General features: G+C 71.6%; 8 protein-coding genes and 1 pseudogene. 6 read left to right on the top strand and 3 right to left on the bottom strand.

Features of this window, described 5'->3' with window-relative positions:
* The first annotated feature begins 88 nt into the window (after nucleotides 1-88).
* From ACZ7LT_RS04720 to ACZ7LT_RS04700, 5 genes are all read left to right on the top strand, one after another.
* Nucleotides 89-775: a ScbR family autoregulator-binding transcription factor gene (locus tag ACZ7LT_RS04720; RefSeq protein WP_471234249.1), complete on the top strand. Its 687-nt coding sequence runs from the start codon at nucleotides 89-91 to the stop codon at nucleotides 773-775.
* Nucleotides 776-869: 94 nt separating this feature from the next.
* The gene (locus ACZ7LT_RS04715) at nucleotides 870-1,778 is read left to right on the top strand and encodes a quinone oxidoreductase family protein (RefSeq protein WP_471234245.1); all 909 of its coding nucleotides are present in this window, start codon (nucleotides 870-872) and stop codon (nucleotides 1,776-1,778) included.
* Between the two features lie 45 nt (nucleotides 1,779-1,823).
* Nucleotides 1,824-2,657 carry a shikimate dehydrogenase family protein gene (locus ACZ7LT_RS04710; RefSeq protein ID WP_471234240.1) on the top strand — a complete coding sequence of 278 codons (834 nt, stop codon included), beginning with the start codon at nucleotides 1,824-1,826 and terminating at the stop codon, nucleotides 2,655-2,657.
* Between the two features lie 81 nt (nucleotides 2,658-2,738).
* Nucleotides 2,739-4,136: a class II 3-deoxy-7-phosphoheptulonate synthase gene (locus ACZ7LT_RS04705; RefSeq protein ID WP_471234237.1), complete on the top strand. Its 1,398-nt coding sequence runs from the start codon at nucleotides 2,739-2,741 to the stop codon at nucleotides 4,134-4,136.
* Between the two features lie 47 nt (nucleotides 4,137-4,183).
* Nucleotides 4,184-5,644: a DHA2 family efflux MFS transporter permease subunit gene (locus ACZ7LT_RS04700; RefSeq protein WP_471234233.1), complete on the top strand. Its 1,461-nt coding sequence runs from the start codon at nucleotides 4,184-4,186 to the stop codon at nucleotides 5,642-5,644.
* Nucleotides 5,645-5,796: 152 nt separating this feature from the next.
* Here the strand turns inward: ACZ7LT_RS04700 and ACZ7LT_RS04695 are convergent, their stop codons facing one another.
* A complete protein-coding gene (locus ACZ7LT_RS04695; protein WP_471234231.1) occupies nucleotides 5,797-7,305 on the bottom strand; it encodes an FAD-dependent oxidoreductase in 1,509 nt (502 codons plus the stop codon).
* Between the two features lie 267 nt (nucleotides 7,306-7,572).
* On the opposite strand from ACZ7LT_RS04695, the gene ACZ7LT_RS04690 reads away from it, so the two are divergent.
* A complete protein-coding gene (locus ACZ7LT_RS04690) occupies nucleotides 7,573-8,364 on the top strand; it encodes an arylamine N-acetyltransferase family protein (RefSeq protein ID WP_471234227.1) in 792 nt (263 codons plus the stop codon).
* 72 nt (nucleotides 8,365-8,436) lie between these two features.
* Here ACZ7LT_RS04690 and mhpA read toward each other — a convergent pair whose 3' ends face one another.
* Both mhpA and ACZ7LT_RS04680 read right to left on the bottom strand, forming a co-directional pair.
* Nucleotides 8,437-10,044 (bottom strand): bifunctional 3-(3-hydroxy-phenyl)propionate/3-hydroxycinnamic acid hydroxylase MhpA, encoded by a 1,608-nt coding sequence (gene mhpA / locus ACZ7LT_RS04685; RefSeq protein ID WP_471234225.1) that lies wholly within the window; start codon nucleotides 10,042-10,044, stop codon nucleotides 8,437-8,439.
* A 101-nt stretch (nucleotides 10,045-10,145) separates the two neighbouring features.
* A pseudogene (locus ACZ7LT_RS04680) lies at nucleotides 10,146-13,250 on the bottom strand (type I polyketide synthase); the annotation flags it as partial.
* Nucleotides 13,251-13,265 lie beyond the last annotated feature (15 nt).

Raw genomic sequence — 13,265 nt, 5'->3', positions numbered from 1 at the left:
GCAGAGGAGGTGGATGGGCAGATAAGATACGGACCGTTTGGTTTTTTGGGGGGACGCAAAGAACCGCAGATCGACCCGGAGGTTGGCATTGGCACGGCAAGAGCGGGCCATCCGCACGCGCAGGGCAGTACTGGAAGCCGCGGCGGAGGTCTTCGCCGAGTTCGGTTACGAGGCAGCGACCATCACGATGATCCTCGACCGGGCCGGAGTGAAGAAGGGAGCGCTCTACTTCCACTTCGCCTCCAAGGAAGAACTGGCCCTCGGCGTCCTGGAGCACGCGGTCACCGAGCCGCCGCCGGAGCAGCTGCTGAAGCTGCAGACGGCGGTCGACATGGGACTGGTGCTCGCCTACCGGCTGCCCCGGGAGCCCCTGCTGCGCGCCTCGGCCCGCCTCGCGGCGGACCAGAACGCGCGGCACTTCTTCGGTGAGCCCTGGAACGAGTGGGTGCGGGTGATGACCACCCAGCTCACCGAGGCCAAGGAACGCGGCGAGGTCCTGCCGTACGTCGACGCCACCGCGACCGCCGAGGTGCTCGTCGGATCCTTCAACGGCATCCAGATGCTGTCGCAGGCGGTCTGCCAGATGGCGGACCTGGAGACGCGGATCTCCCGGATGTACGACCTGACCCTGCCGGCGATCGCCGCCCCGGCGATCCTCGGCCAGATCGACACCTCACCCGCCCGTGGCCTGGCCCTCTACGAGCAGCAGCAGAAGGAGCTCGCGGAGAGGCCGGACTCCGACGGCGAGGACGAACAGGACCGGCTCACGGCCTGACCGGCACGAACGACACGACAGGGGGCTCGGTCAAGGGTGCGCGTGTCCGGGAGGGACGCGCGGCCCTGGCCGGGGCCCTCGGGGGGAGGGCGGCATGAGAGCCGTTCGGTTCGACCGCTTCGGCGGGCCCGACGTACTGGACTACGTCGACCTGCCCGAACCCGCACCGGGTCCGGGCCAGTTGAGGATCACCGTCGAGGCGGCCGGCGTGAACTACGCCGACACCCACCAGGCCGACGGCTCCTATCTCGCCGCCGACCAACTGCCCTTCGTACCGGGCAGTGAGGTCGTCGGCCGCACCGACGACGGCACCCGGGTCCTCGCCCGGGTCCGCGGCGGCTACGCCCAGCAGGTCGTCGCGGACGCCGCGGCCGTCGTCCCGATCCCCGACGACCTGCCCGCCGCCCACGCCCTCGCCCTGCTCATGCAGGGGCTCACCGCCTGGCACCTGCTCACCACCGCGGCCCGCCTCGCGCCCGGCGAGACCGTCGTCGTGCACGCCGCCGCCGGCGGCGTCGGCTCCCTCGCCGTCCAGCTCGCCCGGCACATGGGCGCCGGCCGGATCCTCGCCCAGGCCTCCACCGACGCCAAACGCGCCCTCGCCCTCGACCTCGGGGCCGACGCCGTCGCCACGTACCCGCTCGAGAACCCCGCCGACGTGATCCTCGACGGCACCGGCGGCGCCCTCTTCGACGACGCCCTCGGCTCCCTCGGCCCCCTCGGCCGGATCGTCACCTACGGCAGCGCCGCCCGTACGCCCGCCACCCCCGTCGACCCCCAGCGCCTCGCCCGGCGCGGCGCCTCCGTCGTCGGCTTCTGGCTCCGGCCCGTCCTGGCCCGCCCCGACGCGGTCACCGGCCCCCTGCGCGAACTGCTCGCCCTCACCGCCGCCGGCACCCTCCGCCCGCTCGCCGGGCCCAGCTACCCGCTCGCCGACGTCCGCCGCGCCCACCAGGACCTGCTGGCCCGCCGCACCACCGGAAAGGTCACGCTCATCCCCTGACCCGCGGCGCGGCCCCACCTTCCACCACCCGAACCGAGGCCCCGCATGTCCGACGACGCCCGCAACCAGCAGCCCAGAATCACCGGAACCACCCGGCTCTACGCCGTCCTGGGCGACCCCGTCGCCCAGGTCCAGGCGCCCACCATGGTCAACCCGCTCCTCGCCCGGCTCTCCCGGGACGCGGTCCTCGTCCCCGTCCACGTCCGCCACGACCAGCTCGCCGCCGTCGTCACCGGCCTCAAGGCCGTGGAGAACCTCGACGGCCTGCTGGTCACCGTGCCGCACAAGGCCGCCGTCCGCCGCTTCGCCGACCTGGAGAGCCCCGCCGTCCAGCTCTCCGGCAGCGCCAACGTCCTGCGCCGCGAACCCGACGGCCGCTGGCACGCCGACAACTTCGACGGAGCCGGTTTCGTCGCCGGATTCGAAGCCGCCGGCCACCGGCCCGCCGGCAGCCGCGTCACCCTCGTCGGCACCGGCGGCGCCGGCTGCGCCATCGCCCCCGCCCTGCTCGCCGCCGGCGTCGACCACCTCGTCCTGTGCGACCTCGACCCGGCCAGGACCGCCGCGCTCGCCGCCCGGCTCGACACCCGCTGGCCCGGCCGCACCACCCACTCCACCCGCCCCGACGTCGACGGCGCCGACCTCGTCGTCAACGCCACCCCGCTCGGGCTGCGCGACAGCGACCCGCTGCCGTTCGACCCGGCCGGCCTCGCCCCCGGCACTCTCGTCGCCGACATCATCATGAAGCCGCGCGAGACCCGGCTGCTGCGCACGGCCCTCGCCCACGGCCTGCCCGTGCACTACGGTGCGCCGATGCTGGAGAGCCAAGTCGCTCTCTACCGCGAGTACTTCTCTCTCGACTCCCACCAAGCCCATTGATCCAAAGGCGTAATGACCATTACGCCTTGTGATTACCGGTAGATGGGCGGGGAGTTGGCACGCAAAACCTAGCCTGGCGGCATGCAGCCGACCATCGCAGCACGGACCGTCACGGCCGTGCCTCCTCAGCCGTCCACGACCGCCGGCTCGCTCGACGCCCGGATAGCCGAGGCGCTGGCCCGCCCCGCGGCACAGCAGCCGCAGTGGCCCGACCCCGTCTCGGCGCTCTCCGCCGTCGCCACGCTGGAGACCATGCCTCCGCTCGTGGTGCCGCAGGAGGTCGACCGTCTCCAGTCCAGGCTGGCCGAGGTCGCCCGAGGCCGGGCCTTCCTGCTGCAGGGCGGCGACTGCGCCGAGACCTTCGCCGGGAACACCGAATCCCATGTCCGCGCCAATCTGCGCACCCTCGTGCAGATGGCCGTCGTGCTGACCTACGCGGCCAGCATGCCCGTCGTCAAGGTCGGCCGGATCGCGGGCCAGTACGCCAAGCCCCGCTCCAACAGCACCGACCAGCTCGGCCTGCCCGTCTACCGCGGCGACATCGTCAACGGCTTCGACCCGGTGCCCGAGGCCCGGGTCGCCGACCCGGCCCGGATGCTCCAGGCATACGCCCACTCCGGCGCCGCCCTCAACCTCACCCGCGCCTACGCCGGTTCCGGCTTCGCCGACCTGCACCGCGTCCACGAATGGAACCGCGACTTCCTGCGCACCTCACCGGTCGGCGAGCGCTACGAGGCGCTCGCCACCGAGATCGACCGCGGCCTCGACTTCATGTCCGCCTGCCGCGTCGACCATGGCGCCCTGCACAGCACCGAGCTGTGGGCGAGCCACGAGGCGCTGCTCCTGGAGTACGAACGCGGCCTGCTGCGCCGCGAGAGGGGCGCCGACGGCACCGAGAAGCTGTACGGCCTCTCCTCCCACTTCCTGTGGATCGGCGAGCGCACCCGCCAGCTCGACGGCGCCCACATCGCCCTCGCCTCGCTGCTCGCCAACCCCATCGGCCTCAAGATCGGTCCCGGTACCACCCCGGAGCAGGCCGCCGAATACGTCGAGCGGCTCGACCCCCACAACGTGCCCGGCCGGCTGACCCTCATCAGCCGGATGGGCTGCGGCAAGATCCGCGACGTGCTCCCCGCCATCGTGGAGCGCGTCACCGCCACGGGCCACCAGGTCATCTGGCAGTGCGACCCGATGCACGGCAACACCCACGAGGCCGCCAGCGGCTACAAGACCCGCGACTTCGGCCGCATCATCAACGAGGTCGAGGGCTTCTTCGAGGTCCACCGCGCGCTCGGTACCCACCCCGGCGGCCTGCACATCGAACTGACCGGAGACGACGTCACCGAATGCGTGGGCGGCGCCCAGGCCATCGACGACTCCGGCCTCGCGGAGCGGTACGACACGTACTGCGACCCCCGCCTCAACCCCCAGCAGTCGATGGAACTCGCGTTCCTCGTGGCCGAGATGCTGCGCGGCTGACCACCGTTCCCACCCACCCTTACCGCTCTTCTGGAGGAAAGATTTCCATGGGCACCACGCCTGCGGCGACCGCGTCGCGCTGGCTGGCCCTCGCAGTACTCTGCGCCGGCCAGCTGATGATCATCCTTGATCAGAACATCGTCAACGTCGCCCTCCCGGCGGTCCAGTCCGACCTCGGCTTCACCGCCACCAACCTGGTCTGGATCGTCAACGCCTATGTGATTCCCTTCGGTGGTCTGCTGCTGCTCGCCGGCCGCCTCGGCGACCTGCTCGGCCGCAAGCAGGTCTTCATCACGGGTCTCACGCTCTTCACCGTCGCCTCGCTCTTCTGCGGCCTGGCCACCGGCCAGGAGATGCTGATCATCGCCCGCTTCGTGCAGGGTGTCGGCGGCGCCATCACCTCGGCCGGCATCCTCGGCATGATCGTCACGCTCTTCACCGAGCCCAAGGACACCGCCAAGGCGATCGGCGCCTTCAGCTTCGCCTCCGCGGGCGGCGGCGCCATCGGCCCCCTGGTCGGCGGCATCCTCACCGACTCGGTCGACTGGAGCTGGATCTTCTTCATCAACATCCCGATCGGCATCGTGGTCGTCGCCCTCGCCCTGCGCACCCTGCAGACCGAGCGCGGCCCCGGCCTCGGCTCCAGCGCCGACTTCCTCGGCGCCGTGCTGGTCACCGCCGGTCTGATGCTCCTCGTCTACACCATCGTCGGCATCGAGAAGGAAGGCTGGGCCTCCACCCACACCCTCGGCTACGCCGCGCTCGCCGTCGTCCTGCTCGTCGGCTTCCTCATCCGGGAGTCCAAGGCCGCGTCCCCGCTGCTGCCGCTGCGGCTCTTCCGCTCCCGTAACGTCTCCGGCGCCAACCTGATCCAGCTCCTGATGATCGGCGCCATGTTCGGCTTCCTGTACTTCGGGACGCTCTACCTCCAGCGTGTCCTCGGCTACGACCCGCTGCAGACCGGTCTCGGCTTCATCCCGGTCGCCGTGGCGATCGCCGGTGTCTCGCTGGGCCTGTCCGCCAAGCTGATCACCAAGTTCGGCGCCCGCGCCGTCCTCATCACCGGCCTCGTCCTGATCGGCCTGGGCTTCGTCCTCTTCGCGCAGCTGCCGGTCGACGGCACGTACCTGGCCAACTTCCTGCCGGCCAACCTGCTGCTCGGTGTCGGCTTCGGTGCGGCCATGCCCGCGCTGATGATGCTCGGCCTGTCCGGCGCGACCCCCGAGGACTCCGGTGTCATCTCCGGTCTGTTCAACACCTCGCAGCAGATCGGTGGTGCCGTCGGCCTGGCGCTGCTGAACACCTTCGCCACCGCGGAGTCCGGCGCCAACCCGAACCCGGCCGCCCTCACGGCCGGCTACAACCTGGCCTTCACCATCGCCGTCGGCTTCATCGCCGCCGGCCTGGTCCTGGCCGTCATCCTGCTCAAGGCCGCTCCCGCGGCCCAGGGCGCGGGCGAGGAGGGCGACGCCAAGGCGGACGCCCCGGCCGCCCCGGCCGTCCTGTAAGGCGGTCGACCGCAGGTCCCCAAGGAGGGGGTGGTGCGCGAAAGCGCACCACCCCCTCCAGGCGTTCCCGCCCCGCCCCGCATCCGGCGGCGCACATGCCAAAGGGGGCCGGAGCGCTTTCGCGCCCCGGCCCCCTGTCGGGCTTTCCTGTGTCAGCTGCCGATGCTGCGCGGGTGGCTGAAGAAGTTGTCCGGGTCGTAGGCGAACTTCACGGCGAGCAGCTTGTTGTAGTTGCCGCCGTAGTACTTGGTCTGCCAGTCGGTCAGCTCGGTGCTGGTGAAGTTGACGTACGCACCGCTCGACATCGGGTCCATGACCCTGCCGCCGTTGCCCGCCCACGCCGTCGCGGCCTGCACGTCCGTCGCCGACGGGTTGGCGCCCAGCTGGTTGACGAAACCGGCGACGAAGGTCGCGTCCCGGTGCCAGAACGCCGTGGACGTACGGCTGATCCGGTTGGCGGCGCCACCCAGGCCCATCACGTGCAGCACCCGGGTGTGGCCCGCGGCGCGGTTGGCGTCGTAGGCCGCGAGGACCTTCTCGATCTCGGTGGCCGTCATCTGACGGTTGAAGACGCGGTAGCTCTCGCGCTGGAAGCCGGTGCGCTGCAGCTGCGCCTCCGGGGTGGTGCCGGCGCGCTGGCACTGGGCGACCGTGAGCTGGTCGCAGTGGTACGTACGCTTCATCGCCTCGGCGTACGTCAGGTCGGCGACCACCTTGCTCAGCGGGGCGGTCTTCGCCAGCGAGTTGAGCTGCGCGAGCGCGGTCTCCAGCTCGGACTGCGGGCCGAGGTAGGCGCCGGTGGTCAGGACCATCGGCTTGGTGCCGGGGGCCGCGTCCGGGGTGACCAGGACGAACTGACCGGCGAGGTTGTCGGAGCCGTTGGCCATCCAGGCCTGCCAGGCCGCGAAGATCTGCGGCGCCTGGTCGAAGTCCCACCACTGCTCGTACCAGACCATCCGCGGCTGGTCGACCGGGCGGACCTCCCAGTCCACGACCACACCGAAGTTGCCGCCGCCACCGCCGCGCAGACCCCACAGCAGGCTGGAGTCGTAGGTCGAGGAGGCGCGCACGATGCTGCCGTCGGCGAGGACGACCGTCGCCGCGGCGACCCGGTCGCTGCCCGTGCCGAACTTCCGCGTCTGGTAGCCGATGCCGCCGCCGGAGAAGAAGCCGCCGGGGCAGACGGTCGGGCAGGTGCCGGTGGCGATCTGCTTGTTGTAGGGCGTAAGGGCGTCGATGGCGAGGATCGACTGGGCGCCCGGACCGATCTTCACCGTGGTGCCGTTGAGCTTGGCGTGCCGGATCCGGGAGACGTCGACCACCAGGCCCTCGCCCGTGGACCAGCCCGAGTAGTTGTGGCCACCGCTGCGGGTGCGCACCGCGATGCCCTCGCTGCTGGCGAACTGGATCGCCTTGGCGACGTCCTGCGGGGTCTCGCAGTAGGCGATGGCCTGCGGGCTGACCGCGTCGTACTGCGCTATCTGGAGCTGCTTCGCCAGGTTGTAGCCGCTGTCCGTTGGCAGCAGCAGATCACCCTGGAGGCCGGCCCGGAGCGTCTCGTACGAGCTCGTGGCACCGAACGACACGGACGGCGCGACACCGGCCAGCGCGCCGGCGGCCGCGACGCCGCCGCTCGCCCGCAGAAAGTTCCGCCGATTCAACAATGTAATCTCCTCCGTTTGTCACCGACTCGGCGCCGGGGACAGATCATTGAAGTCAAACAGAATCTAGAGTGGGAACATCGATGCGAACACCCCTATTCGACCCCCGGTACATGAGTCCCTCGGGAAACTCAAGGGCCCAGAAACAGGGGGGTTTCAGGGGGGTCCTCTGGGCGCAGACAGTGCACCCGCTGCGTGGTTATGGTGCGGCCTGTACGTGTGCCGTTACACGCGAATCCAGGAAGCTGTCGAAAGAGGAGATCCATCATGCTCGACGTCGAGGCATACGCCGCCCACCTGGGACTCTCCGGCCCGCTGGAGCCGACTCTGGAGACGCTGCGGGCCCTGCACAAGCGCCACCTGATGACGGTGCCCTTCGACAATTCCCGCCATGTCCACAAGGGCGCGGCGGTATGGGACGAAGCGGCCGACGCCGACCCGCAGGAACTCTTCAAGCATCTCGTCACCGAGGCTAACGGCGGCGTCTGCCACGAACTCAACGGCCTTTTCCGTACGCTGCTGCGCCAGCTCGGATTCGACGTCGTCATCCTCTCCGCCGGAATTCGCGGCGCGGACCAGCAGTTCGGCCCCGACCTCGACCACATGCTCAACGGCGTCACCATCGACGGCGAGCTGTACCTCGCCGATGTCGGCTACGTCGGCCCGTCCTTCACCGAGCCCCTGCACGTCGGCCCCGGGATCCAGGAGCAGAACGGCTTCCGCTTCCGCGTGGTGGAGGAGGACGGCTACCAGATCGTCCAGCGCCAGGGCGCCACCGGCGACTGGATCGCGGTCTTCCGCTTCCGCCCCGAGGCCCGCGAGCTCACCGCCTGGGTCGGCTACGCCGAGTCGCTGACCAGCCGCGACGAATGGGAGTGGGAGGGCCAGCAGCTCAGCTCCACCACCGTCATCCGCGGCCGTGCCTTCGACGCCGGCCAGAAGATCCTGATCGGACGCCGCTACGTCGTCTCCGAGAACGGCGCCGAGACCTTCCGCGCCATCATCGACAAGGACGAGTACGCCGCCATCGTCAAGGACATCGTCGGCAGCGCCGCCTGACCCGCCCAGCGCGCACGACAAAGGGGCCGCCCGGCACTCGCCGGGCGGCCCCCTTCTTTTGGGCGGTCGTGGTCACACGGCGGCGAGGACTCCCAGGCCCTCCCGCAACTGGCCGAGCACCGACGCCAGTTCCGCGCGGTCGGCGGCCGGGCCGTACACGTAGAAGTCCGGGCGCACCAGCACCGCACGGGTCCGCGACTCGGTCAGGTACGTCAAGTACACGCCGTCGGTGTCGACGACCTCGCCCGGGCCGGCCTGGGTGCCCGCCGGCACCACCCGCACCACCCGCGCGCCGAGACCGTCCAGGAACGCCCGGTCCTCGTCGCCCAGCAGCGCGTCCGGCTCGTCCGCGGTCAGCAGGACGAAGCCAAGACCCACGACCTCGTCGAACAGGCCGGTCCCGCCGTCCCGCTCCACCCGGCCCTGCGGCATCAGGTCACCGGCCGGCCGGCGCGGCGCCCGGCCCGCCGAACGCCGGTACAGCAGCCCGTCCTTGAGCGGCTGCACCGCGCCCTTCGGCTGGGCCGTGCCCACCCCGCGCTCCCGGGCCGCCAGCATCACCGCGTCCCGCTCGGCGGCGGCCACCGGATCGTCCTGGCAGATCACCTTCCCCAGGTTCACCGACATCCCGATCGCGTGCTGCACATGCTGACGCCGCTCCACCGTGTAGCTGTCCAGGACCGCGTCCGAGGCCCGGCCCGAAAGCACCAGATCCAGCTTCCACGCCAGGTTCGCCGCGTCCCGGAACCCCGAGCACATGCCCTGCGCCGCGAACGGCGGCATCAGATGCGCCGCGTCACCCGCCAGCAGCATCCGGCCCGTACGCCACTCGTCCGTGCAACGGGCGTTGAACGTGTACAGCGCGTGCCGCTCCATGGTCGCGTCGTCCGGCGTGATGCCCTGCTCGGCCAGCAGCTCCCACGCCCGCTCCTCGGTGTTGAGTTCCTCCACCGTCTCGCCCGGCACCCGCATGAACTCCCAGCGGCGGTGACCCGGTCCGGCCGACACATGCGTACGGGGCCGCGCCGGGTCACAGACCTGGAGGTTGTTCGGCTCGTAGACGCGCCGCTCGTGCGGGGCCACGTCACAGATCAGCCAGTCGTGCGAGAAGCCCTGGTCGGTCTGGCCGACGCCCATCACCCCCCGCACGAACGAGTTCGCGCCGTCACAGCCGACGATCCACGGCGCCGTCAGCACCCGCTCCTCGCCACCGTCGGTGGGCCGCACCGTCAGCCGCACCCCCTCGCCGGTGACGTCCAGGGCGACCCCCTCAAGGCCGCGCAGCACCGTCAGCTCCGGCAGCTGGGCACCACGCGCCGCGAGAGCCGCCTCAAGTCCCGGCTGGTACATGGCCGTAGAGTCGGGCCAGCCGCACCGGCCCTCCTCGGTCGCCTCGATCCGCAGCAGCGTCCGGCCCTCCGCGTTCAGCCACTCATAGGCCCCGGACGGCTCGGAGAACGACGGGATCTGCTCGGCGAGACCGGCAGCGGCGAGGATCCGCGCCGACTCGCTGTCGAAGTTCACCGCGCGGGGCATCGCGTACGCCTTCGGCCACCGCTCCACGACGGTGACCCGGTGGCCGCGCTGCGCCAGCAGCACGGACAGGGTCTGCCCGACCGGGCCGTAGCCGACGACCAGGACGTCGCTGTCGCCGCCGGGCTCCGCATGCGTGTCGTACATCGTGCTTCCACTCCTCGATCAGGATCAGGATCAGTTCAGGGGACGGGACGGCGCGGGGGCGGGACGGACCCCGAAGGGCCCGCCCGCCCCCGCGCGCATGGTCAGGCGTTCGCCGGGACCCCGGCCGGCAGCAGCGGCTCGAGGAACTCGGCGACCATGCCCGGCGTCGGCTGGTCGAACAGCAGCATCGCGGGCAGCGCGAGACCGGTCGCCTCGGAGATCCGGTTGCGCAGCTCCACCGCCGTCAGCGAGGTGAAGCCGATGTCGAAGAAGCCGCTGTTCTCCTCGATCTCCTCCAGATCGTCATGGCCGAGGACGGCCGCGGCCTCGGTGCGCACCACATCGGTGAGCACATCGATGCGCTCGTCGGGGGAGAGACCGGCGAGCCGCGCCGCGAGCAGCTGCGCGGGCTCCTCCGTGGTCTCCTCGACGAGGTCGTTCTGCGCGGCGGTCTCGCCGTTGCCGATCACGATGGAAGCCTCCAGCCAGTAGCGACGGTGTTGGAATGCGTAGGTGGGAAGGTCGATGCGGCGGGCGCCGGTGCCCTCGAAGACCCGGCCGAGGTCGACGGGCACGCCCCGCACATGGAGCTGGGCGAGCGAGGTGAGGAACGTGGCGTGCCCGCCTTCGTTACGGCGCAGCGAGCCGGTGACCACGGCGCCGGCCGCGGCGGACTCCAGGAGCTGCTGGAGCGCCGGCACGAGGACCGCGTGCGGGCTGGACTCCACCCACACCTGATAGCCCTGGTCGCGCAGGACGGCCGCGGCGTCCGCGAAGTGCACCGTGCGGCGCAGGTTCTCGTACCAGTACTTCGCGTCGGTGTCGCCCGCGCCGATCCACTCGCCCGTGACGGTCGACAGCATCGGCACGTGCGGCTTGCGCGGGACGATCGGCGCCAGGACGTCGTACAGGTCGGTGCGGATGTCCTCCACGTGCGGGGAGTGCGAGGCGTAGTCCACGGCGATACGGCGCACCCGCACCCCGTCGGCCTCCAGGCTCGCCGAGAAGGCGTCCAGGGCCTCGATGCCGCCCGCGACGACGGTGAAGCCGGGGCCGTTGACCGCCGCGACCGCCAGGTCCGCGCTCCACGGCTCAAGCCGCCGCCCGGTCTCCTCCGCGGGCAGGAACACGGTCGCCATGGCGCCCTTGCCGGTGATCGCGCCGATCGCCCGGGACCGCAGCGTCACCACCCGGGCGGCGTCCGCCAAGGACAGCGCCCCGCAGACCGCGGCCGCCGCGATCTCGCCCTGGGAGTGGCCGACGACGGCGTCCGGCTCGACGCCGTACGAACGCCACAGCTCCGCCAGCGCCACCATCATCGCGAACGACACCGGCTGGACGACGTCCACCCGCTCCAGCGACGCGGCGCCCGGCGCCTGCCGCAGCACATCGGTCAGGGACCAGTCGACGAACGGCGCGAACGCCTCCTCGATCTCGGCGATCCTGGCCGCGAACACCGGCGACTCGTCGAGCAGCTGCCCGCCCATGCCGAGCCACTGCGAGCCCTGCCCGGGGAAGACGAACACCGTCTTGCCGTCGGCGTCGGCGGTGCCCCGCACGACCTGCGCGGGTGTCTCCCCGGCCGCCAGGTCCGCCAGCGCCGTCAGCGCCTGGGCGCGGTCGGTGGCGACCACCACGGCCCGCCGCTCCAGAGCCTCGCGGGTCGTCAGCAACGAGTGGCCGATGTCGGTGAGTTCGAGCCCCGGGCGGGCGGTGACATGGTCGTGCAGCCGCAGCGCCTGGTCCTTCAGCGCGGCCGCCGAGCGGGCCGACAGCACCCACGGCACGGCGGGCGGGGCCGTACGGGGCTCCTCCACCGCCTCCTCCGCGGGGGCCTGCTCCAGGATGACGTGGCTGTTGGTGCCGGAGACACCGAACGAGGAGACCGCGGCCCGGCGGGGCCGGCCAAGCTCCGGCCACGGCCGGTTCTCGGTCAGCAGCTCCACCCCGCCGGTCCACTCCACCTTCGGCGACGGCGCGTCGACGTGCAGCGTCTTGGGCAGGACGCCGTGCCGGATCGCCTCCACCATCTTGATCACACCGGCCACACCGGCCGCCGACTGGGAGTGGCCGATGTTCGACTTCAGCGAGCCGAGCCACAGCGGCTCGACGCCCTCCCCGGACCGCGGCCGGTCCTCGCCGTACGTGGCGAGCAGCGCCTGCGCCTCGATCGGGTCGCCGAGGGTGGTGCCGGTGCCGTGCGCCTCGACGGCGTCGACGTCCCGGGCGGTCAGGCCCGCGTTGGCGAGGGCCTGCTTGATGACCCGCTGCTGGGAGGGGCCGTTGGGGGCGGTCAGACCGTTGGAGGCACCGTCCTGGTTGACTGCGCTGCCCCGGACCACGGCCAGGACCTTGTGGCCGTTGCGGCGGGCGTCCGACAGACGCTCCAGCAGGATCAGACCCGCGCCCTCCGACCAGCCGGTGCCGTCGGCGCCGGCCGCGAACGCCTTGCAGCGGCCGTCGGTGGCGAGCCCGCGCTGCCGCGAGAACTCCACGAACACCCCCGGCGTCGACATCACCGCGACACCGCCCGCCAGCGCCATCGAGCACTCGCCGCTGCGCAGCGCCTGCGCCGCCAGATGGATTGCCACCAGCGACGACGAGCAGGCCGTGTCCAGGGTGAGCGAGGGGCCCTCGAAGCCGAAGGTGTACGAGATACGGCCGGAGGCGACACTGCCGGAGTTGCCGATCCCGAGCAGCCCCTCCACCTCCTTCGGGACGTCCTGGAGGCGGCCGGCGTAGTCGTGGTACATGTGCCCGGCGTAGACGCCGACGTTGGCGCCGCGCAGGCTGCTCGGCGCGATCCCGGCCCGCTCGAACGCCTCCCACGCCGTTTCCAGGAGAATCCGCTGCTGCGGGTCGGTGGCGAGCGCCTCCCGCGGGGCTATCCCGAAGAACCCGGCGTCGAAGTCGGCGGCGTCGTGCAGGAACCCGCCCTCGCGGACGTACGTACGGCCCGACTTCTCCGGGTCCTCGTCGTACAGGTCGTCGGTGTTCCAGCCACGGTCGGCGGGGAACTCGCTGATCGCGTCGGTGCCGTCGGCGACCAGCCGCCACAGCTCCTCCGGCGTGCTCACCCCGCCCGGCAGCCGGCACGCCATACCGACGATGGCGATGGGCTCCTTGGCGGCGGCCGCCGCGGCGGCCTGCTCCCGCTTGAGCCGCTCGTTCTCGATGAGCGAGGCCCGCAGCGCCTCGACGAGCTTGGCGGCGTTGTCCTC

It is taken from the genome of Streptomyces sp. NPDC039465 (genome assembly GCF_055639315.1).
The sequence above is the reverse complement of the archived record's forward strand: the minus strand, read 5'-3'. Positions and strand labels throughout refer to the sequence as shown.

Bases quoted from the DNA above. Each gene is read 5' to 3' on its own strand.
- ACZ7LT_RS04715 (WP_471234245.1), top strand. From the start codon at position 870: ATGAGAGCCGTTCGGTTCGACCGCTTCGGCGGGCCCGACGTACTGGAC.
- ACZ7LT_RS04710 (WP_471234240.1), top strand. From the start codon at position 1,824: ATGTCCGACGACGCCCGCAACCAGCAGCCCAGAATCACCGGAACCACC.
- ACZ7LT_RS04705 (WP_471234237.1), top strand. From the start codon at position 2,739: ATGCAGCCGACCATCGCAGCACGGACCGTCACGGCCGTGCCTCCTCAG.
- ACZ7LT_RS04700 (WP_471234233.1), top strand. From the start codon at position 4,184: ATGGGCACCACGCCTGCGGCGACCGCGTCGCGCTGGCTGGCCCTCGCA.
- ACZ7LT_RS04690 (WP_471234227.1), top strand. From the start codon at position 7,573: ATGCTCGACGTCGAGGCATACGCCGCCCACCTGGGACTCTCCGGCCCG.
- mhpA (WP_471234225.1), bottom strand. From the start codon at position 10,044: ATGTACGACACGCATGCGGAGCCCGGCGGCGACAGCGACGTCCTGGTC.